The following is a 23,171-nucleotide window of genomic DNA, read 5'->3' as shown; positions in this document are numbered from 1 at the left end:
CACCCGCGCGCCCGGCGGGGGTTCGGATGGCGGCGCCCGCGCCGGTGCGGGTGGCGGGGGCCGGGCGCGGTCCGGTGGGGGTGCGCGCGGCGGGGCCCGGCGCCGCCGGCGCGGCGGCTGGTTGCCCGACCAGCACGGGGCCTGGGCCATGCTCGCCGTGCCCTTCCTGCTGGGCGTGTTCCTCGGGCGCCCGTCCCCCGCGCACCTGCCGCTCGCCGCGGCCTGGTTCGCCGGGTATGTGACCGTCTTCCATGGCCAGCAGTGGCTGCGGCTGCGCCGGCACTCCCGCAACCCGCGGGCCGCCGCCCGGCACGTGCGGCCCGGCCTCGTCTCCGCCGCGGTCCTCGCGGCCTGCGGACCGCCCCTGGTCCCGGCCCACCCGTGGCTGCTCCTCGCGGCCGCGGCCGCCCTGCCCTTCCTCGCGGTGAACACCCTGTACGCGTGGCGCAACCGGGAACGGGCCCTGCTCAACGGACTGGCGGCGGTGGTCCCGGCCTGCGGGATGCTGCTGGTCGCGCTCCGGCTGGGCGGCGGCACCCTCGCCGAGGGATGGCGGCCCGCGCTCGCCTGCCTGCTCTACTTCGGCGGCACCGTGCCGTACGTGAAGACGATGATCCGCGAACGGAACTCGGCCGGTTACCGCCGGGCCTCGGTGGCCTTCCACGCGGTGGCCCTGGCCCTCGCCGCCCGGCTGGACCCCTGGCTGGCGGTGCCCTTCGCCCTCTACCTGGCCCGGGCGGCGGCCCTCCCGGGCCGGGGCCTGAAGCCGGCGGTCGTCGGCGCCGTGGAAATCGCCGCCTCGACCCTCCTCCTGACCACCCTCCTCCTGCCCCGCTGACCTCCCGGGGGCCAGGTCTCGCGTCCAGCTGCGGCCGGGTGCGGCCCGTTCGCGCAGTTCCCCGCGCCCCTGGAGCCTGCCGCTCCCCGGCTCACCCGCGCCCTGTCAGGGGCGCGGGGAACGGCGCGAGCAACCACGCACGGCCTGCAGGCGCCCGCCGGGCAGGGGGCAACTCAGGGGCGCGGGGAACGGCGCGAGCAACCACCCACGGCCCGCAGGCTCCGCCGGGCAGGGGAACCCAGGGGCGCGGGGAACGGCGCGAGCAACCACCCACGGTCCGCACCGCCCCCCCCGGGCAGACTTGGCCCCGCCGAGGCGGCTAGGTCGTGTCTTTTGGATCTTGCCGGTGAGGCCCGCGGCGTCTGGTGCCGTGCATCGCAAGGCGCCGGGAAGCCTGCCTACTGGACGTAATCAGGCTTTCCGGCAACGCCGCGAGGTGCGGTGCCAGGCGGCGCGGGCCAGGCAAGATCCGGAAGACACGGCCTAGATCGCATCCTTGCGCGTCAGGTGGTTGAACGAGATCCACCCCGGCAGCACCGGCAGCCAGAAGGTCATCAGCCGGAACAGGAGCACCGCCGAGATCGCGATCTCCTTGTCCAGCCCCACCGCGATCAGACCCAGCGTCAGCGTGGTCTCGACCGCGCCCACACCACCGGGGGTCGGCGCCGCCGACCCCAGCGCGTTGCCCGCGAGGAAGACCACCGCGATGGAGGCGTAGCTGACCGCCTGCCCCCCGCCGAAGGCCCGGATCGACGCGTCGAGGCACATCACGAAGCAGCCCGTCAGCAGCAGCATGCCCCCGATGCCGGTGAGGAGCTTCTGCGGACGCTGGAGCACGTCCAGCATCCGGGGCACCACGCCCGCGAACAGCGCCCGCACCCGGGAGACCACGAACTTCCGCAGGAACGGGATGGCGGTGACCACGAGCACGAGCACCGCCACCGTCAGCAGACCGGCGATGACCGTCCGGGACGGGGTCATCTCCGGGGTCTTCTCGGTGCCCGTCAGATAGCCGAAGGACAGCAGCAGCAGCACGTGCGCGCCCAGTCCGAAGAGCTGGGAGGCACCGACGCTGGCCACCGCCAGCCCCGGCCGCACCCCCTGCCGCTGCAGGAACCTCGTGTTCAGCGCCACACCGCCGACCGCCGCCGGCGCCACCAGCTTCACGAAGGAGCCGGCGACCTGCGCCAGTACCGTCCGCAGGAACGGCACCCGCTCGGGAACGAAGCCCAGCAGGCTCATCGCCGCCGCGAAGTAGCTCAGCGCGGAGAAGGCGGCCGCGGTGGCCACCCAACCCCACTGCGCCTCTTCGATGACCTTGTCGAACTGCACGTGGGTCAGCTGCGAGAGCAGGAAGTACGCGGCGAAGGCGCCCGCGATGAAGCTGACGAGGGTCCGCGGCCGGATCCGCTCCAGCCGGGCCGGCTCCACCGGGGCCTGCGGGCGGATCAGCAGCACCTGGCGGCGGATCTGGCTGAGCAGGTCCTCCTCGCGGGCCTCGTCCAGGGCCACGTCCAGCGCCTGCTTCTCGGCCTTCTTGTCCGCCTTCTTCTCGGCCTTCGGGGACTTCCGGGCCGCCGCGGACTCGGCCTCCCGCTGTTCCTTCGCCGCCTTGGAGGCGGCCAGCACGGCCTCGCGTTCCCGCTCCGCCCGCTCCCGACCCAGCCGGCGCAGCGTCGCGCGGGTGGAGCGGCTCAGCGCGATCGGCTGGAGCAGCGGCAGGCAGTCCGCCACCGCGTCCCCGCCGAGGGTCTCCACCGCCGCGCCCACCGAGCGGCCCGCGCCGACCCGCAGGCCGAGCGTGGTCAGCAGCTGCGCGATGTCCATCCGCAGCACCAGGTCACCGGCCGCGATCTCACCGCCCCGCAGGTCGGTGAGGGTGACATTGCCGGAACGATCCACCACCAGGGCGTCCCCGGTGAGTCGCCGGTGCGCGATCCGCCGCGACTGGAGGGCCTTGACCTGCTGCCAGGCGTTGCGGATCAGCTCGTCGGTGATCTCCTCGTCGGCCAGCGCGTCCAGGCTCCGACCGCCCAGGTGCTCGTACACCAGCATCACGGCGTCGGGGCCCAGCTCGGAGGTGGCGATCAGCTTCGGGGCGCGCGCGCCCGCCGCGATGGCCGCGTACGCGAGGAGCGCCTCCTGCTCCAGCGCCTGCCGCAGGGACTGGAGGCTGCGGCGGGTGGTGATCCCGCGCAGGGTGAGCCGGCGCCACACGCGGTAGAAGAAGCCCTGGGCCTGCTGCTCCCGGTCCACGACCGTCACGTCCAGCGGCGGCCCTTCCTCCAGGTGGACCAGGTAGCGGCGGCCGCGGTCGCTGTGCTCGGGTGCCTCGGAGGACTCCTCCAGGCGCTGCGCCGACACCGGGGCGAAGCCGACCCGGCGCAGGCCCGCGAGGAGGTTCTGCCCGGTGGGCCGGATGTTCGGGGAGCCGACGGCGTACAGCGTGGCGTAGGCCACGGTCCAGCCGATCAACACGGTCAGGATGATCGAGAACGGCGTGGTGTACCCGCCGACCAGCATGGCCAGCGCGTCCAGCAGCAGCACCACCCACAGCGCCACCCGCCAGCGCGGCCGGCGGGTCATGCCCACCGCGGTCATGTAGGCGATCACGGGGGCGAGGTAGCCGTGGACGGGATCGGTGAGCGCGTCGCCGACCCCGGTGGCGCGGGTCAGGGCGTCCTGCACGGTGTCGGGGGCGGCCCGGGAGACCCACAGGTCGGTGGCGAGGGTGACCCCGTGCGCGAGGACGGCCGCGAGCACGCCGTCCGCGATCCGCAACCCGTCCCTCTTGATCAGACGTTCGATGGCGAAGGCGACCGGGACCAGCAGCACCGCGATGCTCGACACCAGACCGGCGATCCGCACCAGGAGGTCCGGGGCCTGCCCGGTGCCCTCCGTGATGTCGGCCTCCAGGCCCGCGGTCGTCCCGTGCGCGAAGGCGGCGATCGCCAGGACCACGGCGATGCCCAGCACGCCGACGAGCACCCGGACCAGGTCCGAGGGGCGGTGCACACGGGCGGCCAGCAGCGGTTCGTCGACCTCCAGGGGGTCCACGTGTCCGCCGTCCACGTCCGGCACGTCCGGAGGGCCCACACCCTGCTCCTTCGCCGTCTCCGCCGTCACTTCTTGATCTCGTATCACCAGTCACCGCCCGGAAGATGGTGGCACGGCCCGGCCGCCGGGGCGGTCAGCAGGGTGCGGTGTCGGTCCCGTAGGGCAGGATGGGACGGATGAGCGAGCACGCCCTCCCCGGCCCCTCCGGGCTCCCGGAGATCCCCCTCTACGCGGAACGGGTCCTGGAGACGGCCGAGCTGATTCCGCCCGGCCGGGTGATGACCTACGGGGACGTCGCCGAGTGGCTGACCCAGGAGGACGAGGAGCTCCGGGAGGCCCGCGCGGCGGGGGCCGTCGGCGGCCCGGGCGCCCCGACCGGAACGGACCGGCCGCGCCTCGGACCCCGCCAGGTGGGCCGGGCGATGGCCCTGTACGGCGGGTCCGTGCCCTGGTGGAGGGTGGTCCGTTCGGACGGCGCCCTGCTCCCCGGCCACGAGGCCCGCGCCCTGGAGCACTACCGCGCCGAGGGCACCCCGCTGCGCGACCCCGCCCGCCCCGAGCCCGGCCGGTACCCGCGCGTGGACATGCGGCGGGCCCGCTGGGACGGGTCCGGGACCGGGTCCGTCCCCGAGGGCGCGACGGGCCCCGACGGGCCCGCGGGCCGCGCCGCGGACGGGCCGGACCGGGCCGGCGGCACCGGACCGGAGCTTGAGGAACCTCACATCTGACAGCTTCGACCATCCGGAACCCGTACGGGGCCCGGTACCCCCGCACGGGGGACCCCCGGTCCGTCCCGGAAGTCTCCCCGGGTCCGCTGCGCCGGGCACCTCCGGTGGCGTAGCGTCTTCAGTCCGCGTCCGCGGCCCCACGGGCCGCACCACGCGCGCGAGCCTCAGCACACCCACCACCAGGACCGGCGATCCACGTGAGTTCCTCCCCTTCCACCCGGCGTACGCGTCCCCATGACGCGTACCGACTGGTGCGCACCGGGCCGGAACCAGTCGATCCACCCTTGTTGGACGCAGCGCAGCAGGCGGTGGTTGACCACACCGGCGGCCCGCTGCTCGTCCTCGCCGGCCCCGGCACCGGGAAGAGCACCACCCTGGTCGAGGCCGTCGCCGCCCGCGTCGAGGCCGGCACCGACCCGCAACGGATCCTCGTCCTCACCTTCGGCCGCAAGGCCGCCGTGGAACTGCGCGACCGGGCCGCTCTCCGCCTCGGCGGCGCCCGCGCCCCGCAGGCCACCACCTTCCACTCCTTCTGCTACGCCCTCGTCCGCGCCCACCAGGACGCCGACCTCTTCGTCGAACCGCTCCGCCTGCTGTCCGGCCCCGAGCAGGACGTCATGGTCCGCGAGCTCCTCGACGGCCAGCGCGAGCTCGGCTCCATCCGCTGGCCCGAGGAACTGCGCGCCTGCCTCACCACCCGCGGATTCGCCGACGAGGTCCGCGCCGTCCTCGCCCGCAGCCGCGAGCTCGGCCTGGACGCCCGGGCCCTCGGCGCCTTCGCCGCCCGCACCGGCCGCCCCGACTGGAGCGCCGCCGCCGACTTCCTCGCCGAGTACCTCGACGTCCTCGACCTCTCCGGCTCCCTGGACTACGCCGAGCTGGTGCACCGGGCCGTGCTGCTCGCCGAACGGCCCGAGGCCGGGCTCTGGTCCCGCTACGACGCCGTCTTCGTCGACGAGTACCAGGACACCGACGCCTCGCAGGTCCGCCTCCTCAAGGCCCTCGGCTGCCGCGACACCATCGCCTTCGGCGACCCCGACCAGTCCATCTACGCCTTCCGCGGCGCCGACATCGGCGGCATCCTCGGTTTCCCCGAGGACTTCCCCGGCGCCACTGTCAAGGTCCTCGACACCGGCCGCCGCTCCCGCACCGCCCTGCTCGCCGCCACCCGACGCCTCACCGAGCGGATGCCCGTCCCGAGGCTCCCCGCCGCCGCCGTCCGCGCCCACCGCGACCTGCGCCCCGTCAGACCCGGCGGTCGCGTCGAGGCGTACACCTACCCCACGGCCGGCGCCGAGCTCGACAACATCGCCGACGTGCTCCGCCGCGCCCACCTGGAGGACGGGGTGGCCTGGCAGGACATGGCCGTCCTGGTCCGCGCCGGCGGCCGGGCCCTGCCCGCCTTCCGCCGCGCCCTGATCTCCGCGGGCGTGCCCGTCACCACCGACGGCGCGGGCATCCCGCTCCGCCACGAACCGGCCGTCGCCCCCCTCCTCACCGCCCTCCGCGTCACCGCCACCGCCGCCACGGGCACCGCGACCGCGGGTCCGGACGACGCCGAGGTCGGGGCCGGGGCCGGGATCGGGGAGGACCCGTACGGGCCGGAGCAGGGTGCCGCGGACGGGCGGGAGCACGAGGAGGGCGACGAAGGGGCGCCGGACGGACCCGAGACCCCCGCCCCCACCCCGCCCGGCGAGGCGTGGATCGGGGTGGACACCGCCATCGAACTGCTCGCCTCCCCGCTCGGCGGCATGGACGCCGCCGACCTGCGGAAACTCGGCCGCGCCCTCCGCGAGGAGGAACGCGCCGCGGGCAATCGCGTGCCGCCGCCCTCCGACCTCCTGATCGCCCGGGCCCTCGCCGCACCCGAACGCCTCGTCGCCCACGACCCCGGCTACGCCCGCGGCGCCCAGAACCTCGGCCTCCTCCTCCGCAAGACCCGCGAACTCCTCGAAGGCGGCGGCACCGCCGAGGAAGCGCTCTGGGAGCTGTGGAACGGCACCGGCTGGCCCGTCCGCCTGGAGCGCTCCGCCCGCCGCGGCGGACCCGGCGGCCGCAACGCCGACCGCGACCTCGACGCCGTCTGCACCCTCTTCGAGACCGCCGCGCGCGCCGAGGAGCGCACCGGCGGCCGGGGCGCCCTCAACCTCCTCGAACAGCTCGACGCCGAGGACATCGCCGCCGACACCCTCGGCAAGCGGGTCACCGCCCCCGAGGCCGTCCGGCTGATGACCGCCCACCGCTCCAAGGGCCTGGAATGGAGGCTCGTCGTCGTGGCCGGGGTGCAGGAGGGCATCTGGCCCGACCTGCGCCGCCGCGGCTCCCTCCTCGAAGCCGACCGCATCGGCCCCGACGGCCTCGCCGACCCGCTGACCCCCGGCGCCCTCCTCGCCGAGGAACGCCGGCTGTTCTACGTGGCCGCCACCCGGGCCCGCGACCGCCTCGTGGTCACCGCCGTCAAGGCCCCCGCCGAGGACGGCGACCAGCCCTCCCGCTTCCTCACCGAACTCGGCGTCACCCCCGTGGACGTCACCGGCCGCCCCCGCCGCCCGCTCGCCGTGTCCGCGCTGGTCGCCGAACTGCGCGCCACCACCGTCGACCCGACCGCCACGCCCGCGCTCCGCGAGGCCGCCGCCCGCCGGCTGGCCCGCCTCGCCGCCCTCGCCGACGAGGAGGGGCAGCCGCTGGTGCCCGCCGCACACCCGCAGCGCTGGTGGGGGCTGTACGAACCGACCCGCTCCAGCGTGCCCCTGCGCGACCGGGACCGGCCCGTGGCGCTGTCCGGCAGCGCCCTGGACCAGCTCGCCAACACCTGCTCCCTCCAGTGGTTCCTTGGCCGCGAGGTCAAGGCGGACGCCCCCGCCACGGCCGCCCAGGGCTTCGGCAACGTGGTCCACGTCCTGGCCGACGAGGTGGCCTCCGGCCGCACCCCGGCCGACCTGGCCGTCCTCATGGAACGCCTCGACTCCGTCTGGGACGCCCTCTCCTTCGACGCCCCCTGGAAGTCCGGCCAGGAGAAGGAGAACGCCCGTGCCGCCCTGGAGCGCTTCCTCCGCTGGCACGTCTCCGACCGCGCCGGCCGCACCACGGTGGCCACCGAGCACGAGTTCGACGTCACCCTGGAGGCCGGCACCCCCGCCGGGCCCGACGAGGACCCGTACCGGATCCGCATCCGCGGCTCCATGGACCGCGTCGAGACCGACGCCCAGGGCCGCGCCTACGTGGTCGACTTCAAGACCGGCAAATCCGCCCCCAGCGGCGAGGAGGTGCTCCGCCACCCCCAGCTCGCCGTCTACCAGCTGGCCGTCCGCGAGGGCGCCGTCGACGAGGCGTTCTCCGGGGTGCGCCCTGCCCCGGGCGGCGCCGAACTGGTCCACCTGCGCCAGGACGCCGCCAAGAAGGACGGCGGCGAGGGCGTCCCCAAGGTGCAGGCCCAGGAACCCCTCGCCGGAGAGTGGGTCGGCGACCTCCTCGCCACCGCCGCCGGCCGCGTCCTCGACGAACGCTTCACCCCGGCGACGGGCCGCCACTGCACCCACTGCGCCTTCCGCACGGCCTGCAGCGCCCGCCCCGAAGGCCGCCAACTCCTGGACTGACCGGGCACGTCCCAGCAGCCCGGCCGGCGTTCGAGGCGAACGCGGAGCACATCGAGCCCCGACGGCGATTGAGGCGCGGGGGTCCGGGGGCGGAGCCCCCGAAAGGGGTCCGGGGCGGAGCCCCGGTATCGGGAAGGGGCGGGGCGGGGAGGAGGCCCCGCGCAGCGGCACCCCCACCCCCCTGTCACCCCACCCGGCTAGCCTCTTACTCGTGTCCCGCATCACCGACCCCGAACAACTGAAAACCCTCCTCGGCATCCCCTTCACCCCCGAGCAGATCGCCTGCATCACCGCCCCCCTCGCCCCCCAGGTCATCGTCGCCGGCGCCGGCTCGGGCAAGACCACGGTGATGGCGGCCCGGGTGGTCTGGCTGGTCGGCACGGGCCAGGTCGCCCCGGAGCAGGTCCTCGGGCTAACCTTCACGAACAAGGCGGCGGGGGAGCTCGCCGAACGCGTCCGGACCGCCCTGGTCCGCGCCGGGGTCACCGATCCGGACCCGTCCCCGGCCGCCGAGCCCACCGGCGAGCCCCGGATCTCCACCTACCACGCCTTCGCCGGGCAGCTCCTCACCGACCACGGCCTGCGCATCGGTCTGGAGCCCAGCTCCCGGCTGCTCGCGGACGCCACCCGCTTCCAGCTCGCCGCCCAAGTGCTCCGCGAGGCCCCGGGCCCGTACCCGGCGCTCACCCGCTCCGTCCCCGACCTCGTCGCCGACCTCCTCGCCCTCGACGGCGAGCTGTCCGAGCACCTCGTGGAACCGGCCGCGCTCCGCGCCCACGACACCGCCCTCCTCGCGGAGCTGGCCGAGACCCGACTGAGCAACGAGGACCTGCGCAAGGTCCCCGCGGCGGCCCGGGCCCGCCTGGAACTGCTGGAGCTGACCGGCCGCTACCGCGCCGCGAAGCGCTCCCGCGACCTCCTCGACTTCAGCGACCAGATCGCCCTCTCCGCCCACCTGGCCACCACCCGCCCCGAGGTCGGCGCCCTGCTCCGCGAGGAGTTCCGCATCGTCCTCCTGGACGAGTACCAGGACACCTCCGTGGCCCAGCGGCTGCTGCTGTCCGGGCTCTTCGGCACCCGCTCGCCCCGGGACGGCGCCCCCGCCGCGGGCACCGGCCACGCCGTCACCGCCGTCGGCGACCCCTGCCAGGCCATCTACGGCTGGCGGGGCGCCTCCGTCGCCAACCTCGACGACTTCCCCGCGCACTTCCCGCACGCCGACGGCAGCCCCGCCACCCGCTTCTCCCTCAGCGAGAACCGACGCAGCGGCGGCCGCCTCCTCGACCTGGCCAACGGCCTCGCCGCCCCCCTGCGCGCCCTGCACGAAGGGGTCGAGGCACTGCGCCCGGCCCCCGGCGCCGAACGGGACGGCCTGGTCCGCTGCGCCCTCCTGCCCACCCACGCCGAGGAGCTGGACTGGCTGGCCGACTCCCTCGCGCACCTGGTCCGCACCGGCACGGAGCCCGGGGAGATCGCGATCCTGTGCCGCTCCGCCGGTGACTTCGCCGCGATCCAGGCCGCGCTGGTGGCCCGGGAGGTGCCGGTGGAGGTGGTCGGCCTGTCCGGGCTGCTGCACCTGCCCGAGGTGGCCGACCTGGTCGCGGTCTGCGAGGTGCTCCAGGACCCGGGGGCGAACGCCGCCCTGATCCGGCTCCTGATCGGCCCCCGCTGGCGGATCGGCGCCCGCGACCTCGCCCTGCTGGGCCGCCGGGCCCGCCTCCTCGTGGACCTCGACCGCACCGGCGGCGAGCCGGGCGACGCCGACGCCCAGGCCAGGCTGGCCGCCGCCGTGGAGGGCGTGGACCCCGCCGAGGTGGTCTCCCTCGCCGACGCGCTCGACACCTTCCTCGACGAGGGCTCCGCCGACGACGGCCTGCCCTTCTCCGCCGACGCCCGGGTCCGCTTCGCCCGCCTCGCGGCCGAACTGCGCGACCTGCGGCGCTCCCTCGCCGACCCGCTCATGGACGTCCTGCACCGCGTCCTCGCCGCCACCGGCCTCGACGTCGAGCTGTCCGCCTCCCCGCACGCCCTGGCCGCCCGCCGCCGCGAGACCCTCTCGAACTTCCTCGACGTGGCCGCCGGTTTCGCCGCCTTCGACGGCCAGGCCACCGTGCTGGCCTTCCTCGCCTTCCTGCGCGCCGCCGAGCGCTACGAGAAGGGCCTGGACAACTCCCTCCCCGGCGGCGACAACACCGTCAAGGTGCTCACCGCCCACAAGTCCAAGGGCCTGGAGTGGGACGTCGTCGCCGTGCCCGGCCTCGTCACCGGAGCCTTCCCGAGCACCCGCGCCCGCGAGGCGTGGACCGCGCAACCGCAGGTCCTGCCGCACCCGCTGCGCGGGGACGCCGAGACCCTGCCCGCGGTCGACGGCTGGACCGCCGGCGGCCTCAAGGACTTCAAGACCGCCCTCAAGGAGCACCAGGCCACCGAGGAGCTGCGGCTCGGCTACGTCACCTTCACCCGCCCCCGCTCCCTGCTGTTGGCCTCCGGCCACTGGTGGGGCCCCGGCCAGAAGCGGCCCCGCGGCCCGTCCCCCTTCCTGGAGGCTCTGTACGCGCACTGCGCCGCCGGGTACGGAGAGATCGAGGCGTGGGCCGAGGAGCCGGCGAAGGGCGAGGAGAACCCGGCCCTGACGGAGCCCGAACCGGGCGGCGGCCCGGACGCCTCCTGGCCGCTGCCCCTGGACCGCGCCTCCTTCGAGCGCCGCCGCGCGGCCGCCGACCTGGTCCTGGCCCACCTGGACTCCCCGCTCCCGCCCGCCCCGCCCGCCCCGGCCGGCGCTCCCGAGGACGAGGAGTACCTGTGGCCCCCGGACTGCGAGGAGCCCGGGTACGCGGAGGAGCCCCCGTACGGCCCGGCCGACGGGCCGGGGGCCGACCCCTACGCCGACCCGGACCCTCACGGCGACCCCTACGCGGACCCGTACGGCGACCCGTACGGCGCCCCGCACACGGACGCACAGGCGGACCCGTACGCCGAACCCCGACCGGCTCCCGAAGACGCCCCGGACGCCCCCGCCCGCCCCGAGGACCCCTGGGCGGAGGACCCGTGGGCCGGCGAGCCCTGGGCCGGGCCCGCCCCGCACCCCGCCGCCCCCGGGACCGACCGACCCGGGACCGACCGCCCGCAGGGCCCCGCCCCCGCCCGCCCGCGCCCCGCCGCCGAGGACCCCGGACTCGACCCCGAGGAGGCCCGACTGGCCGCCTCCTGGGACCGCGACCTGGACGCCCTCGCGGGCGAGCTGCTGCGCTCCCGGGCCGCCGTCCGCGAGATCGCCCTGCCCGGCTCCCTGTCCGCGAGCGCCCTGCTCCGGCTGGCCGCCGACGAACAGGCCTTCGCCCGCGAACTCGCCCGCCCCATGCCCAAGGCCCCGCAGCCCGCGGCCCGCCGCGGCACCCGCTTCCACGCCTGGGTGGAGTCCCGGTTCGCCGAACTGGAACTGCCCTTCACCGACCCCGACGACCTCCCCGGCGCGGGCGCCGCCGAGATCGCCGACGAACGCGACCTGGACCTGCTCAAGGCCGCCTTCGAACGCGGCCCCTACGCCGACCGGATCCCGTACCGGATGGAGGTGCCCGTCCAGCTCACCCTGGCCGGACGGGTCGTCCGCGGCCGGATCGACGCCGTCTACCGCCTCACCGACCCGGCCGGCGACCCGACGGCGGGCACCGCCCACCGCTACGAGATCGTCGACTGGAAGACCGGCCGGAGCACCGAGTCCGACCCCCTCCAGCTGGCCGTCTACCGCCTGGCCTGGGCCGAGTCCCTCGGCATCGACCCCGCCCTGGTCGACGCCGTCTTCCTGCACGTCCGCAGCGGCCGGGTGATCCGCCCGCGCGACCTGCCCGGACGGGCCGCCCTTGAGCGGATCCTCCAAGGCGGAACGGGCCCGGAGAGCGGCCTCCCGGAGGACGGTTAGGCTCACAGGCATGAGCGACACCCCGGACAGCGCCGTCCGCACGTACATCGACACGCACCGCGAGGAATTCCTCGGCGACCTCACCGAGTGGCTGCGCGTCCCGTCCGTCTCCGCCCAGCCGGAGCACGCCGCCGACCTGCGGCGCAGCGCGGACTGGCTGGCCGCGAAGCTCGGCGCCACCGGCTTCCCCGTCACCGAGGTCTGGGAGACCGCCGGGGCCCCCGCCGTCTTCGCCGAATGGCCCAGCGGCGACGCGTCCGCCCCCACCGTCCTCGTCTACGGGCACCACGACGTGCAGCCCGCCGCCCGCGAGGACGGCTGGCACACCGAACCCTTCGAGCCCACCCTCAGCGAGGACGGCCGCCGCCTGTACGCCCGCGGCGCCGCCGACGACAAGGGGCAGGTGTTCTTCCACACCCTGGGGCTGCGCGCGCACCTGGCCGCCACCGGCCGCACCGCCCCCGCCGTCAACCTCAAGCTGCTCGTCGAGGGCGAGGAGGAGTCCGGCTCCCCGCACTTCCGCGAGCTCGTCGAAGAGCGCGCCGCCCGCCTCGCCGCCGACGTCGTGATCGTCTCCGACACCGGCATGTGGTCCGAGGCCACCCCCACCGTCTGCACCGGCATGCGCGGCGTCGCCGACTGCGAGATCGACCTCTACGGACCCGACCAGGACATCCACTCCGGCTCCTTCGGCGGTGCCGTCCCCAACCCGGCCACCGTCGCCGCCCGACTGGTCGCCGCCCTCCACGACGAGGACGAGCGCGTCACCGTCCCCGGCTTCTACGACGGCATCACCGAGCTGACCCCCGCCGAGCGGGAGCTGATCGCGGAACTGCCCTTCGACGAGGCCGAATGGCTGCGCACCGCCAAGTCCCACGGCACCCTCGGCGAGGCCGGGTACTCCACGCTGGAGCGCGTCTGGGCCCGCCCCACCGCCGAACTGAACGGCATCGGCGGCGGCTACCAGGGCCCCGGCGGGAAGACGATCATCCCCCGGCACGCCCACCTGAAGATCTCCTTCCGGCTGGTCTCCGGCCAGGACCCCCACGTGATCGAGGCCGCCGTCAAGGACTGGGTGGCCGAACGGATCCCCGCCGGCATCCGCCACGAGATCGTCTTCGGCGCGCCCACCCGCCCCTGCCTGACCCCGCTGGACCACCCGGCCCTCCAGTCCGTGACCCGGTCCATGGCCCGCGCCTTCGGCACCAAGGTCCGCTACACCCGCGAGGGCGGCTCCGGACCCGCCGCCGACCTCCAGGACGTCCTCGACGTCCCCGTGCTGTTCCTGGGCGTGTCCGTGCCCTCCGACGGCTGGCACTCGCCGAACGAGAAGGCCGAGGTCGAGCTGCTGCTCAAGGGAGCCGAGGCGGCCGCCCACCTCTGGGACGACCTGTCCGCCCACTGGACGGTCTGACGCCCAGGGCGCCCGACCGGTACCAAAGCAAAGCGCACCCGTTCATCACCCACCGGGGGAGTTGGAAGCACCTGTGAGCACCTCGACCGAGCATCTCGGCCGTACCGGGAACCGCGGCGGTTCCGCGGACCGTCCGCTCTCGCTCACCGCCCCGAGCGGCATCGACCGCGCCGCCCACCACCGCCTCGACGAGGCATGGCTGGCGGCGGCCTGGAGCCACCCCACGACCCGCGTCTTCGTGGTCTCCGGCGGCCAGGTCCTGATCGACGACCTGCCCGACGGCGGCACCGGCATCGTCATGACCCCGGCCTTCGAGGCCCCGCCCACGGAGACCCACCGGTACTTCCTGGGCACCGACGAGGACGGCGTCCGCTACTTCGCCCTCCAGAAGGACGCCCTGCCCGGACGGATGGACCAGTCGGCCCGCCCCGCGGGCCTGCGCGAAGCCGGACTGCTGCTGTCCCCCCGGGACGCCGGCCTCATGGTCCACGCCGTGGCCCTGGAGAACTGGCAGCGGCTGCACCGCTTCTGCTCCCGCTGCGGCGAGCGCACCGTCGTCGCCGCGGCCGGACACGTCCGCCGCTGCCCCGCCTGCGGGGCCGAGCACTACCCGCGCACCGACCCGGCCGTGATCATGCTGGTCACGGACGAGGAGGACCGGGCGCTGCTGGGCCGCCAGGTGCACTGGCCGGAGGGCCGCTTCTCCACCCTCGCCGGATTCGTGGAGCCCGGGGAGTCCATCGAGCACGCCGTGGTCCGCGAGGTCTGGGAGGAGGCGGGCGTGCGCATCGGCTCCGTCGGCTACGTGGCCAGCCAGCCCTGGCCCTTCCCCTCCAGCCTGATGCTCGGCTTCACGGCCCGCGCCACCTCCACGGAGATCGCCGTGGACGGCGAGGAACTGCACGAGGCCCGCTGGTTCTCCCGCGAGGAGCTGCGCGCCGCCTTCGCCTCCGGGGAGGTCCTGCCGCCCTCGGGCATCTCGATCGCGGCCCGACTGGTGGAGCAGTGGTACGGGGAGCCGCTCCCGCAGGGCTGACCGGACCCGGGCACGGCGAAGGCCCCGGGGCACCGCTCCGGGGCCTTCCGCCCGCCCGCTCCGTACCGCCGAGCGCCTCCGCGCCGACGGTCCGGACCCGCGGGATCAGACCGCGAGGGCCTGCTGCACCTGGGCCAGCGACGGGTTCGTCATGACGGCCTCGGAACCGGAGGACGAGACCACCAGCACGGTCGGGACCGTCTGGTTGCCACCGTTGGCCTTCTCGACGAAGGCGGCGGACGCGGGGTCCTGCTCGATGTTGATCTCGGTGTAGGCGATGCCTTCGCGGTCGAGCTGGGACTTCAGCCGACGGCAGTAGCCGCACCAGGTCGTGCTGTACATCGTCACGGAACCCTGCATGGCGGGCCTTCCTCCAAAGAACGGGGACTTTCCGGGAGACGGAACGTCCCGGCACCCGCCGAACATTCCCGGGGCCCGCCCGAAGTGATTCGTATGACTCATCGGGTCCCCCTGTGGACGGTCCCCGACCCCCGCCCGGCCGACCTGGCAGCATGGCGGGGTGACAGCAGCAACGCCCTCCACTCCCTTCCCGCCCGTCGCGGAGTCCGCGGACGCCGTGCTCCTCGGGCTGGACCCGGAGCAGCGCGAGGTGGCCACCACCCTCCGCGGCCCCGTGTGCGTCCTCGCGGGCGCGGGGACGGGCAAGACCCGGGCCATCACCCACCGGATCGCCTACGGGGTCCGCGCGGGCATCCTGCCGCCCGCCGCCGTGCTCGCCGTCACCTTCACCAACCGTGCCGCGGGCGAGATGCGCGGCCGGCTGCGCGGCCTCGGCGCGGGCGGGGTGCAGGCCCGCACCTTCCACTCCGCCGCCCTGCGCCAGCTCCAGTACTTCTGGCCCCGCGCCATCGGCGGGGACCTGCCCCGGCTCGTCGAACGGAAGGTCCAGCTCGTCGCCGAGGCCGCCGCCCGCTGCCGGATCCGCCTCGACCGCAACGAGCTCCGCGACCTCACCGGCGAGATCGAATGGTCCAAGGTCACCCAGACCGTCCCCGACGACTACGCCGCCGCCTCGGCCAAGGCCGGCCGCGAGGCCCCCCGGAGCGCCGCCGAGATCACCCAGGTCTACGGGATGTACGAGCAGCTCAAGCGCGACCGCAACGTGATCGACTTCGAGGACGTGTTGCTGCTGACCGTCGGCATCCTGGAGGACCGCTACGACATCGCCCAGCAGATCCGCGCCCAGTACCAGCACTTCGTGGTGGACGAGTACCAGGACGTCAGCCCGCTCCAGCAGCGGCTCCTCGACCTCTGGCTCGGCGAGCGCGACAGCCTGTGCGTGGTCGGCGACGCCGGCCAGACCATCTACTCCTTCACCGGAGCCACCCCCGACCACCTGCTGAACTTCCGCACCCGCTACCCGCAGGCCACCGTGGTCAAGCTGGTCCGGGACTACCGCTCCACCCCCCAGGTGGTCCACCTCGCCAACGGCCTCCTCTCCCAGGCCCGCGGCCGGGCCGCCGAACACCGCCTGGATCTGGTCTCCCAGCGCGAGCCCGGCCCCGACCCCGTCTACGCCGAGTACGCCGACGAGCCCGCCGAGGCCGAGGGCGTGGCCCGCCGCATCCGCGAGCTGATCACCGCGGGCGTCCCCGCGGGCGAGATCGCCGTCCTCTACCGCATCAACGCCCAGTCCGAGGTCTACGAGCAGGCCCTCGCCGACGCCGGGGTGTCCTACCAGCTCCGCGGCGCCGAGCGCTTCTTCGAGCGCGCCGAGGTCCGCCGGGCCGTGGCCAACCTCAAGGGGGCCGCCCGCTTCGGCGCCAACGACCCCCGCCTCGACGACGTGGTCGAGCTCGGCTCCCAGGTCCGCGCCGTGCTCAGCGGACACGGCTGGACCCCCGAGGCCCCGGCCGGCTCCGGGGCCGTCCGCGACCAGTGGGAGTCCCTGGCCGCCCTGGTCCGCCTCGCCGAGGACTTCGCCCGCGCCCGCCCCGCCGCCACCCTGGGCGACCTCATCGTGGAGCTGGAGGAGCGGGCCGCCACCCAGCACGCCCCCACCGTGCAGGGCGTCACCCTGGCCTCCCTGCACGCCGCCAAGGGCCTGGAGTGGGACGCCGTCTTCCTGGTGGGCCTCACCGACGGCATGCTGCCCATCACCTACGCCAAGACCGACGAGCAGATCGAGGAGGAGCGGCGCCTCCTCTACGTCGGCGTCACCCGGGCCCGCCACCACCTCGGACTCTCCTGGGCCCTGGCCCGCTCTCCCGGCGGCTGGGCCAGCCGCCGCCCCAGCCGCTTCCTCAACGGGCTCCGCCCCGGCTCCCCGGGCGCCCCCGGCCGGGGCGGCGGCCCCGCCGCCCTCGCGGCCGGGATCGAGCGCGGCACCACCCGCCGACGGGCCCGCCGCGGCCCCGTCCGGTGCCGCGTCTGCGGCCGCACCCTCACCGACGCCGGTGAGATGAAGCTCATGCGCTGCGAGGACTGCCCCTCGGACATGGACGAGGGCCTGTACGAGCGGCTGCGCGAGTGGCGCGCCGAGCAGGCCCGGAAGCTGTCCCAGCCCGCCTGGTCGGTGTTCACCGACAAGACCCTCATGGCCATCGCCGAAGCCGTCCCCGGCAGCGACGGCGAGCTGGCGGTCATCCCCGGGGTCGGTGTCCGCAAGCTGGACCGCTTCGGCCCCGATGTCCTCGCCATCTGCGCAGGCCAGGACCCTGGCGGGGGCTCCGGGGACGACGCGTAGAAACTCGTCGGAAAAATAGTTTGCACATGCCCCGCACGGCCCCATAGGTTCTTAACCACGGAAACGGGAACTTCTCTGAAGCCCTGTCTCCGTGCTGTACTTATCCGAATACATGGGACACACCCCTCGCGGGGAGGGTCCCCGAGACGCCGAGAGGAGGCGAGACCAGTGACCAGCTTCATGACCACCACCAAAATGACCGATCGCTCGGTCGCCGCTTCCTGCCTGCTCGGCTCCACCAACGTCGCCCCGTCCGCCGCTCCGATCCTGGGCACCGGTCTGTCCGCCTTCTCCCTGGGCAGCCCCGCCACCCTTGTCGGCTTCCCCGTCCGGGAACGCATCGCCGGCAATGAGCGACCGACCGAGGCACCGGTGGCAGTAGCAGCCGGCAAGGCGCAGGCCTATGCCTTTGCCGCGGCCGGTGCCGGACACAAGCAGCAGACGACGCAGCACCACACGATGTGGGCCTTCCGCGGGCTCGAACCCTGGAGTGATCCAGCCTGATCGCCTGATCAGGCCGGCGCCTTCAGGGCCGCGGAACCCCACCCGGGATCCGCGGCCCTTCTGTTTGTCCCCGAACGGGGACGACGGAGCGAAGGGGCCTCGGGACTGGCAACAACAGGTACCAGCCACACCCGGCCCACCGGCCGGAACCGACAAGACGAGGAAAACCAGACCGTGCAACTCGAAGCGCACGCCCCGTCCGTACCGCAGACCCAAACGATCGCCCCGCCCGCAGTCCCGGAGGACTCCACCTTGACTCCGCTCACCGCCCTCACCGCGCTCGACGACGCCATCGAGAACCTCGGCGTGCCCGTCCCCTGCCGTACCTACGACCCCGAGGTCTTCTTCGCCGAGTCCCCGGCCGACGTCGAGTACGCCAAGTCCCTCTGCCGCACCTGCCCGCTCGTCGAGGCCTGCCTCGCCGGCGCGCAGGAGCGTCGCGAGCCCTGGGGCGTCTGGGGCGGCGAGCTGTTCGTCCAGGGTGTGGTCGTCGCCCGCAAGCGGCCCCGTGGTCGCCCGCGCAAGAACCCGGTCGCGGCATGAACGCCATCGGAACGATCGACCGTCCCTTCACGCACGACCCCTTGAAGCAGGCCCCGATGACCCCCCACCTCACCAGCGAGCAGCCCTCCGGCTCCGCCACCGAAGACTTCGACACCTCCGGCGCGATCAACGCGCGACAGAATAGGACCCGCGAAATGCAACTCATCCCAGAAGCCCTGGCCCGTGCCCATATGAACGACCGCATGCGTGAGGTCGACTCGGAGCGGCACGCCCTGCGCCTCGTGGCGGCCCGCCGCATGCAGCGGCGAGCCGAGCGCGTATCCCTGCGCGCCCGCCGCGCCCTGGCCATGGCCGTCATGCACTGAGGCCACGAGCCTCCGCACAACACCGCCCCCGGGGGACCGGTCCGTTCGGACCGGTCCCCCGGTGCGTTGCGGCCGCCCGTCAACCCCGGGCGGCGATATCCTCTCAGGGGTGGAACAGCCGACCCCCCGACCCGCCCCGCCCGGCCCCGAGACCGCGGCCACCGTCTGCGCCCGCTGCGGCGCCGTCGCCCCCGCGGGGGCCCCGCCCACCTGGACCTGTTCCGTGGAGAACGGCACCAGGGAGTACTTCTGCGTCGACTGCGCCCGGGCCAACATCCGGGCCATCGAAGGCCGCCTCGACTCCTCCTGGTGGTGAATCGGGCGGCCCGGCTCACTCCTCCGGCAGGAACCCCGGCAGCCAGGACTCCAGTTCCTCCCGCAGCCGCACCCGCGCCCCCAGCTGACACAGCACCCCGATGGTGCTGAGCGTCACACGGTGGATCAGCAGGTACGAGGGCGGCAGGTTGAGCTGCTTGCCCAACTGGTGCGCCGGAGAACGGGGATCGGCGATCCGGGCCGCCTGCCCGCGCATCCAGCCGCGGCTGAACTCGAACTCCTCCGCCGCGGCCGGTTCGATGATCGGCCGGAGGTAGTCCAGCACCGCCGCCGGGTCGAGCTCGACCTTCTCCTTGACGAACCCCTCCTCGCAGAGGTTCCGGTACACCCCCTCGGCGTCCCCCTCCAGGGTGCGGCGCAGGGAGACCCCGATGCTGCGCGGCAGGCCGCCGGGCAGCCGGTCCACCGTGCCGAAGTCCAGCACGCCCAGCCGGTACCGGCCGTCCTCCCCGGTCAGCAACCGGAAGTTGCCGGGGTGCGGATCGGCGTGCAGCAGCCCCGTCCGCGCCGGGCCGGAGAAGAGGAACCGGGCCAGCAACTGCCCCGCCCCGTCCCGCTGCTCCCGGGTGCCGTCGGAGATCACCTCCGACAGCGGTATCCCCTCCATCCACTCGGTCACCAGCACCTGCTCGCCCTGGAACACCACCTCGGGCACGAACACGTCCGGGTCCTCCGCGAAGACCGCCGCGTGCGCCCGCTGCGCCTCCGCCTCCAGCCCGTAGTCCAGCTCCTCCGCCACCCGGTCCCGGAGCTCCGTGATCAGCGGCTTGATCTCCATCCCCGGGATGAGGGGACCGAGCAGGCCCGCGAACCGCCCCAACTGCTTGAGGTCCGACAGCAGGGCCTCCCCCGCACCCGGGTACTGCACCTTCACGGCCACCGTCCGGCCGTCCTTCCAGACGGCCCGGTGGACCTGCCCGATGGAGGCCGCCGCGGCGGGCTTGTCCTCGAACTCCGTGAACAGCTCCCGCCAGTCCGGGCCCAGTCGCTCCGCCAGCACCTGGTGCACGGTGGACGCGGGCAGCGGCGGGGCGGCCTCCTGGAGCCGGGTCAGCGCGGCCCGGTACGGGCCGGCCACGTCCTCCGGCAGGGCCGACTCGAAGACCGACAGGGCCTGGCCGAACTTCATGGCCCCGCCCTTCAGCTCCCCGAGGACCTTGAACATCTGCTCCGCGGTGCGCTGCTGGAGCTCGCGGGCCACGATCTCCGCGGACTTGCCGCCGATCCGCTTGCCCAGCCCCCACGTGGCCCGACCGGCTATGCCCAAGGGCAGCGCCGCCAGCTTCGCGGTACGGGTGACCGCTTTCCGGGGAAGATCAGACATGCGTGCCCCTCCAGTTCCCAGACAGCCGTACCGCGGTCGGCGGCTACCGGGTCATTGTGTCCTGTGCCCCTGGAGGCCCGGACGCGCCCACCCCCTCGCCCCCGAGGGCCGCGCCGCAGGGGCAGTCCGGGCGGGCCGTCACCGCCTCCCGCCGCCATTCCAATCCCGGCAGCGAGGTCTGCCAACGGGCCCCCGCGCACCCCGGCAGTTCACCGTCCAGGAAGGCCAGGGCCTGGGCCGCGGCCAGCCCCGCCACCGCCATCGCCAGCCCCAGGTCACAGGAGGGCGCCGCCCGCCGCCGGGCCGAACGCCACTGTGTGAGCATCCGCGGCCAGGCCCGGTCCCGGTCCACCCGGTCCCGCTCCATGCACCCCGCGCAGGCGGTGCCCCCGGGCAGCACCAGCGGCCCCACGAACCCGGTGGCCTCCAACACCCCCGCGTACAGGTGAGGGGTGCCCGTGGTGATCCACTCCTCCGCCAGCGAGGGATCCGGGGCGTAGCCCGCCAGCCCGTCCCGAGGGGCGACCACCACCAGGGCCAACGGCGGCTCCCCGCCCGGCGGCCCGGCGCCCTCCCGCTCCGCGGCCCGCGGCGGTGGTCCGGGAGCCGCCGCCGAGACCGCCTCCCGCAGGGCCGGGCCCCGCCGCCGCCCCACCGACCGCGCGGGGAGCCCGCCCGGGGCCACGTCCTGTGGTTCGACCAGACCGCCCTCCATCACCTCCACCTGCCCGACCCCGGCCCCCGACAACACCGCGGCGATCACCGCCCCGACCCGGCCGCCGCCACGGACCCGGACCCGCACGGCCCGCCGGGCCGCCAGGCCCCGCAGCGCCGCCCCCGGTTCGCCGCGCAGCAGCGACAGGGAGCCGAGCTCCGGCTCCAGCCGCTCCAACAGCGCGCCCCGCTGCCGCAACTCCTGCGCGGCCGGCCCGCCCGCCGTGCCGTCCTCGATGAGCCCGGCCCCGGCCAGCCGGCCCACCAGCCGGTCCGCCTGGCCCTCGGGCAGTCCCATGGCCCGGGCCTCCTCGCGGAGCCGGGGCATCCCCCGGGTGCCGTCCACCAGACCGAGGAAGCTCCCGCTGGCCACGTCCAGCGGGCCGAACACCACCGCGTGCGCGGGGGTCACCCCGAACTGCACCGTCTTCAGGTCCCGCCAGGACCGGGCGAGGGCGGGCTTCAGCTTCGGATACCCCGCCTCCACGGCGTCCACCACATCCAGTACGTCCACCGGGCCCGCGGACCCGAACCCGCCCGCCGCGTCCACCGCGCCCGCCGCGTCGCCTGCGCCCACCGTGCCCCGTGCGTTCATGACAGCCATCACGATTCCCCCGTCGTCTTAGAGAGCCGGGCCGATCCCCGACCGTTACCGCAGGATGCCCGCCCCCTCGCAACCGTGCTCCGAGTTGTCCACAGGCAGGGGTCATTCGTCATACGAACGCGCCGGAAGCCCGCCCGGCCGTCGGCCGCGAGCCCGACCGGGGGAGGGGCACCGGCGGCGGCCACCCGGTACCGTCGGGGGCGTGACCGCCGAACCCGAGCCCGCCGCCGTCGAAGTCCGCCGGAGCGCGCGCCGCCGCAAGTCGGTCTCCGCCTACCGCGAGGGCGACCGCACCATCGTCCTCATCCCGGCCCGCATGTCCGAGGCCGAGGAGCGCCGCTGGGTCGGCGTGATGCTGGACAAGCTCGCCGCCCAGGAGAACCGCCGCACCCTCGGCGACACCGGCCTCGCCGAGCGCGCCACCCGCCTCTCCGAGCAGTACTTCGGCGGCCGGGCCCGCCCGGCCTCGGTCCGCTGGGTCACCAACCAGAACACCCGCTGGGGCTCCTGCACCCCCGCCGAGGGGAGCATCCGGCTCTCCCACCGGCTCCAGGGGATGCCCGAGTACGTCGTCGACTACGTCCTCCTCCACGAGCTGGCCCACCTGCTGGTGCCCGGCCACGGCCCCGACTTCTGGCGGCTGCTGGAGGCGTACCCCCGGACCGAGCGGGCCCGCGGCTACCTGGAGGGCGTCGCGGCCGCCGACCGCCTTCCCCGGCTCCCCTCCGCACGCGAGGAGTGACAGCCGGTGAAATGTTCCGGGTCGGTACCGACTTGGCCGGATGTCGCCGGGAGCCGTTAGCCTGACGGGACGCATAGACCTTCGGGATGGGGGACGGTCACCACGTATGGCCAGGGAATTCCAACGCGGCCACAAGGCCAAGATCAGTGATCTGACCGCCGGGACCGATCTGTACGTCGGCGTGCAGATCTCCGGTCCGGGCCTCACGTTCGACATCAGCTGCTTCGGCCTCGACGCGGACGAGCGGCTCTCGGACGACCGGTACTTCATCTTCTACAACCAGCCCAAGTCGCCCGAGGAGTCCGTGCAGCTGCTCGGCGCCCAGGCCGGCGACACCGAGTCGTTCCGGGTCACCCTGGACCGGATCCCGGACGGGATCCACCGGCTCTCCTTCACCGCGACCCTGGACGGCGCGGGCCAGATGTCCCAGGTCGGTCCGGGCCACATCAGGATCGTGGCCGGTGGCGAGGAGGTCGTCCGGTACGACTTCACGGGCGCGGAGTTCACCACCGAGCGCGCCGTGATGCTCGGCGACTTCTACCTCAAGGACGTGTGGCGGTTCGCCGCCGTCGGCCAGGGCTTCGACGGCGGACTGGACGCCCTGCTGCGGCACTTCGGCGGCGAGGTCGCCGAGGACCCGGCGCCCGCCGTACCCGCCCAGCAACAGCCCGTCCCCGGCTTCGCGCCCCCGCCCGGCCCGGCGCCCGCGGCCCCGGCACCCGCCTTCGGCGTGCCCGCCCCGGCCGCTGCCCCGGCACCGGCTCCGGCGCCCGCGCCCGCCTT

At 74.8% G+C, this 23,171-nt stretch carries 17 protein-coding genes; 13 read left to right on the top strand and 4 right to left on the bottom strand.

The features are described from left to right. Window positions 1-121: 121 nt before the first annotated feature. The gene (locus ABTZ17_RS21005) at window positions 122-838 is read left to right on the top strand and encodes a YwiC-like family protein (RefSeq protein WP_352197179.1); all 717 of its coding nucleotides are present in this window, start codon (window positions 122-124) and stop codon (window positions 836-838) included. 483 nt (window positions 839-1,321) lie between these two features. On the opposite strand, the gene ABTZ17_RS21000 is transcribed toward ABTZ17_RS21005, so the two are convergent. Further along, window positions 1,322-3,934, bottom strand: coding sequence for a lysylphosphatidylglycerol synthase transmembrane domain-containing protein (locus ABTZ17_RS21000; protein WP_352197178.1), 2,613 nt, complete (start codon window positions 3,932-3,934; stop codon window positions 1,322-1,324). Window positions 3,935-4,071: 137 nt separating this feature from the next. Between ABTZ17_RS21000 and ABTZ17_RS20995 the strand changes: the two genes are divergently transcribed. From ABTZ17_RS20995 to nudC, 5 genes are all read left to right on the top strand, one after another. After that, on the top strand, window positions 4,072-4,623 hold the full coding sequence (locus ABTZ17_RS20995) for an MGMT family protein (protein ID WP_352197177.1): 552 nt from the start codon (window positions 4,072-4,074) through the stop codon (window positions 4,621-4,623). A gap of 197 nt (window positions 4,624-4,820) precedes the next feature. Beyond that, a complete protein-coding gene (locus ABTZ17_RS20990) occupies window positions 4,821-8,219 on the top strand; it encodes an ATP-dependent helicase (protein ID WP_502994767.1) in 3,399 nt (1,132 codons plus the stop codon). 211 nt (window positions 8,220-8,430) lie between these two features. Further along, a complete protein-coding gene (locus tag ABTZ17_RS20985; RefSeq protein WP_352197176.1) occupies window positions 8,431-12,138 on the top strand; it encodes an ATP-dependent helicase in 3,708 nt (1,235 codons plus the stop codon). 10 nt (window positions 12,139-12,148) lie between these two features. Next, a complete protein-coding gene (locus ABTZ17_RS20980; protein WP_352197175.1) occupies window positions 12,149-13,552 on the top strand; it encodes a dipeptidase in 1,404 nt (467 codons plus the stop codon). Between the two features lie 61 nt (window positions 13,553-13,613). Next, a complete protein-coding gene (gene nudC, locus ABTZ17_RS20975) occupies window positions 13,614-14,588 on the top strand; it encodes an NAD(+) diphosphatase (RefSeq protein ID WP_352197174.1) in 975 nt (324 codons plus the stop codon). A 105-nt stretch (window positions 14,589-14,693) separates the two neighbouring features. Here the strand turns inward: nudC and ABTZ17_RS20970 are convergent, their stop codons facing one another. Then, window positions 14,694-14,948, bottom strand: coding sequence for a mycoredoxin (locus ABTZ17_RS20970; protein ID WP_352197173.1), 255 nt, complete (start codon window positions 14,946-14,948; stop codon window positions 14,694-14,696). A gap of 160 nt (window positions 14,949-15,108) precedes the next feature. Here ABTZ17_RS20970 and ABTZ17_RS20965 point away from each other — a divergent pair, with 160 nt between their 5' ends. The 5 genes from ABTZ17_RS20965 to ABTZ17_RS20945 all read left to right on the top strand — a co-directional run bounded on the left by ABTZ17_RS20965 (window position 15,109) and on the right by ABTZ17_RS20945 (window position 18,984). Next, window positions 15,109-17,295, top strand: coding sequence for an ATP-dependent DNA helicase UvrD2 (locus ABTZ17_RS20965; protein WP_352197172.1), 2,187 nt, complete (start codon window positions 15,109-15,111; stop codon window positions 17,293-17,295). A gap of 168 nt (window positions 17,296-17,463) precedes the next feature. Continuing rightward, a complete protein-coding gene (locus ABTZ17_RS20960) occupies window positions 17,464-17,799 on the top strand; it encodes a hypothetical protein (RefSeq protein ID WP_352197171.1) in 336 nt (111 codons plus the stop codon). Window positions 17,800-17,973: 174 nt separating this feature from the next. Further along, window positions 17,974-18,342, top strand: coding sequence for a WhiB family transcriptional regulator (locus ABTZ17_RS20955; protein ID WP_352197170.1), 369 nt, complete (start codon window positions 17,974-17,976; stop codon window positions 18,340-18,342). Further along, entirely contained in the window at window positions 18,339-18,668 is a 330-nt protein-coding gene (locus ABTZ17_RS20950) for a putative WhiB-interacting protein (protein WP_352197169.1), read from the top strand. The genes ABTZ17_RS20955 and ABTZ17_RS20950 overlap by 4 nt, the downstream gene beginning before the upstream one ends. A gap of 109 nt (window positions 18,669-18,777) precedes the next feature. Further along, entirely contained in the window at window positions 18,778-18,984 is a 207-nt protein-coding gene (locus ABTZ17_RS20945; protein ID WP_352197168.1) for a hypothetical protein, read from the top strand. 15 nt (window positions 18,985-18,999) lie between these two features. Here the strand turns inward: ABTZ17_RS20945 and ABTZ17_RS20940 are convergent, their stop codons facing one another. Both ABTZ17_RS20940 and ABTZ17_RS20935 read right to left on the bottom strand, forming a co-directional pair. Further along, the gene (locus tag ABTZ17_RS20940; RefSeq protein WP_352197167.1) at window positions 19,000-20,328 is read right to left on the bottom strand and encodes an ABC1 kinase family protein; all 1,329 of its coding nucleotides are present in this window, start codon (window positions 20,326-20,328) and stop codon (window positions 19,000-19,002) included. A 43-nt stretch (window positions 20,329-20,371) separates the two neighbouring features. Then, window positions 20,372-21,529, bottom strand: a complete 1,158-nt coding sequence (locus ABTZ17_RS20935) for a ThiF family adenylyltransferase (RefSeq protein ID WP_352197190.1) — start codon at window positions 21,527-21,529, stop codon at window positions 20,372-20,374. 319 nt (window positions 21,530-21,848) lie between these two features. Here ABTZ17_RS20935 and ABTZ17_RS20930 point away from each other — a divergent pair, with 319 nt between their 5' ends. Continuing rightward, window positions 21,849-22,388 (top strand): M48 metallopeptidase family protein, encoded by a 540-nt coding sequence (locus ABTZ17_RS20930; protein WP_352197166.1) that lies wholly within the window; start codon window positions 21,849-21,851, stop codon window positions 22,386-22,388. A 106-nt stretch (window positions 22,389-22,494) separates the two neighbouring features. Next, window positions 22,495-23,171, top strand: a 677-nt coding sequence (locus ABTZ17_RS20925) for a TerD family protein (RefSeq protein ID WP_352197165.1), incomplete at its 3' end; no start/stop codon positions are given.

The sequence above is a fragment of the Streptomyces sp. NPDC097619 genome (genome assembly GCF_040302735.1).
GTDB lineage: Bacteria > Actinomycetota > Actinomycetes > Streptomycetales > Streptomycetaceae > Streptomyces.
The sequence above is the reverse complement of the archived record's forward strand: the minus strand, read 5'-3'. Positions and strand labels throughout refer to the sequence as shown.

What these genes read in the sequence shown, in the direction of transcription:
- ABTZ17_RS20995 (WP_352197177.1), top strand. Translation starts at nt 4,072, where the DNA reads ATGAGCGAGCACGCCCTCCCCGGCCCCTCCGGGCTCCCGGAGATCCCC.
- ABTZ17_RS20980 (WP_352197175.1), top strand. Translation starts at nt 12,149, where the DNA reads ATGAGCGACACCCCGGACAGCGCCGTCCGCACGTACATCGACACGCAC.
- ABTZ17_RS20970 (WP_352197173.1), bottom strand. Translation starts at nt 14,948, where the DNA reads ATGCAGGGTTCCGTGACGATGTACAGCACGACCTGGTGCGGCTACTGC.
- ABTZ17_RS20950 (WP_352197169.1), top strand. Translation starts at nt 18,339, where the DNA reads ATGAACGCCATCGGAACGATCGACCGTCCCTTCACGCACGACCCCTTG.
- ABTZ17_RS20940 (WP_352197167.1), bottom strand. Translation starts at nt 20,328, where the DNA reads ATGTCTGATCTTCCCCGGAAAGCGGTCACCCGTACCGCGAAGCTGGCG.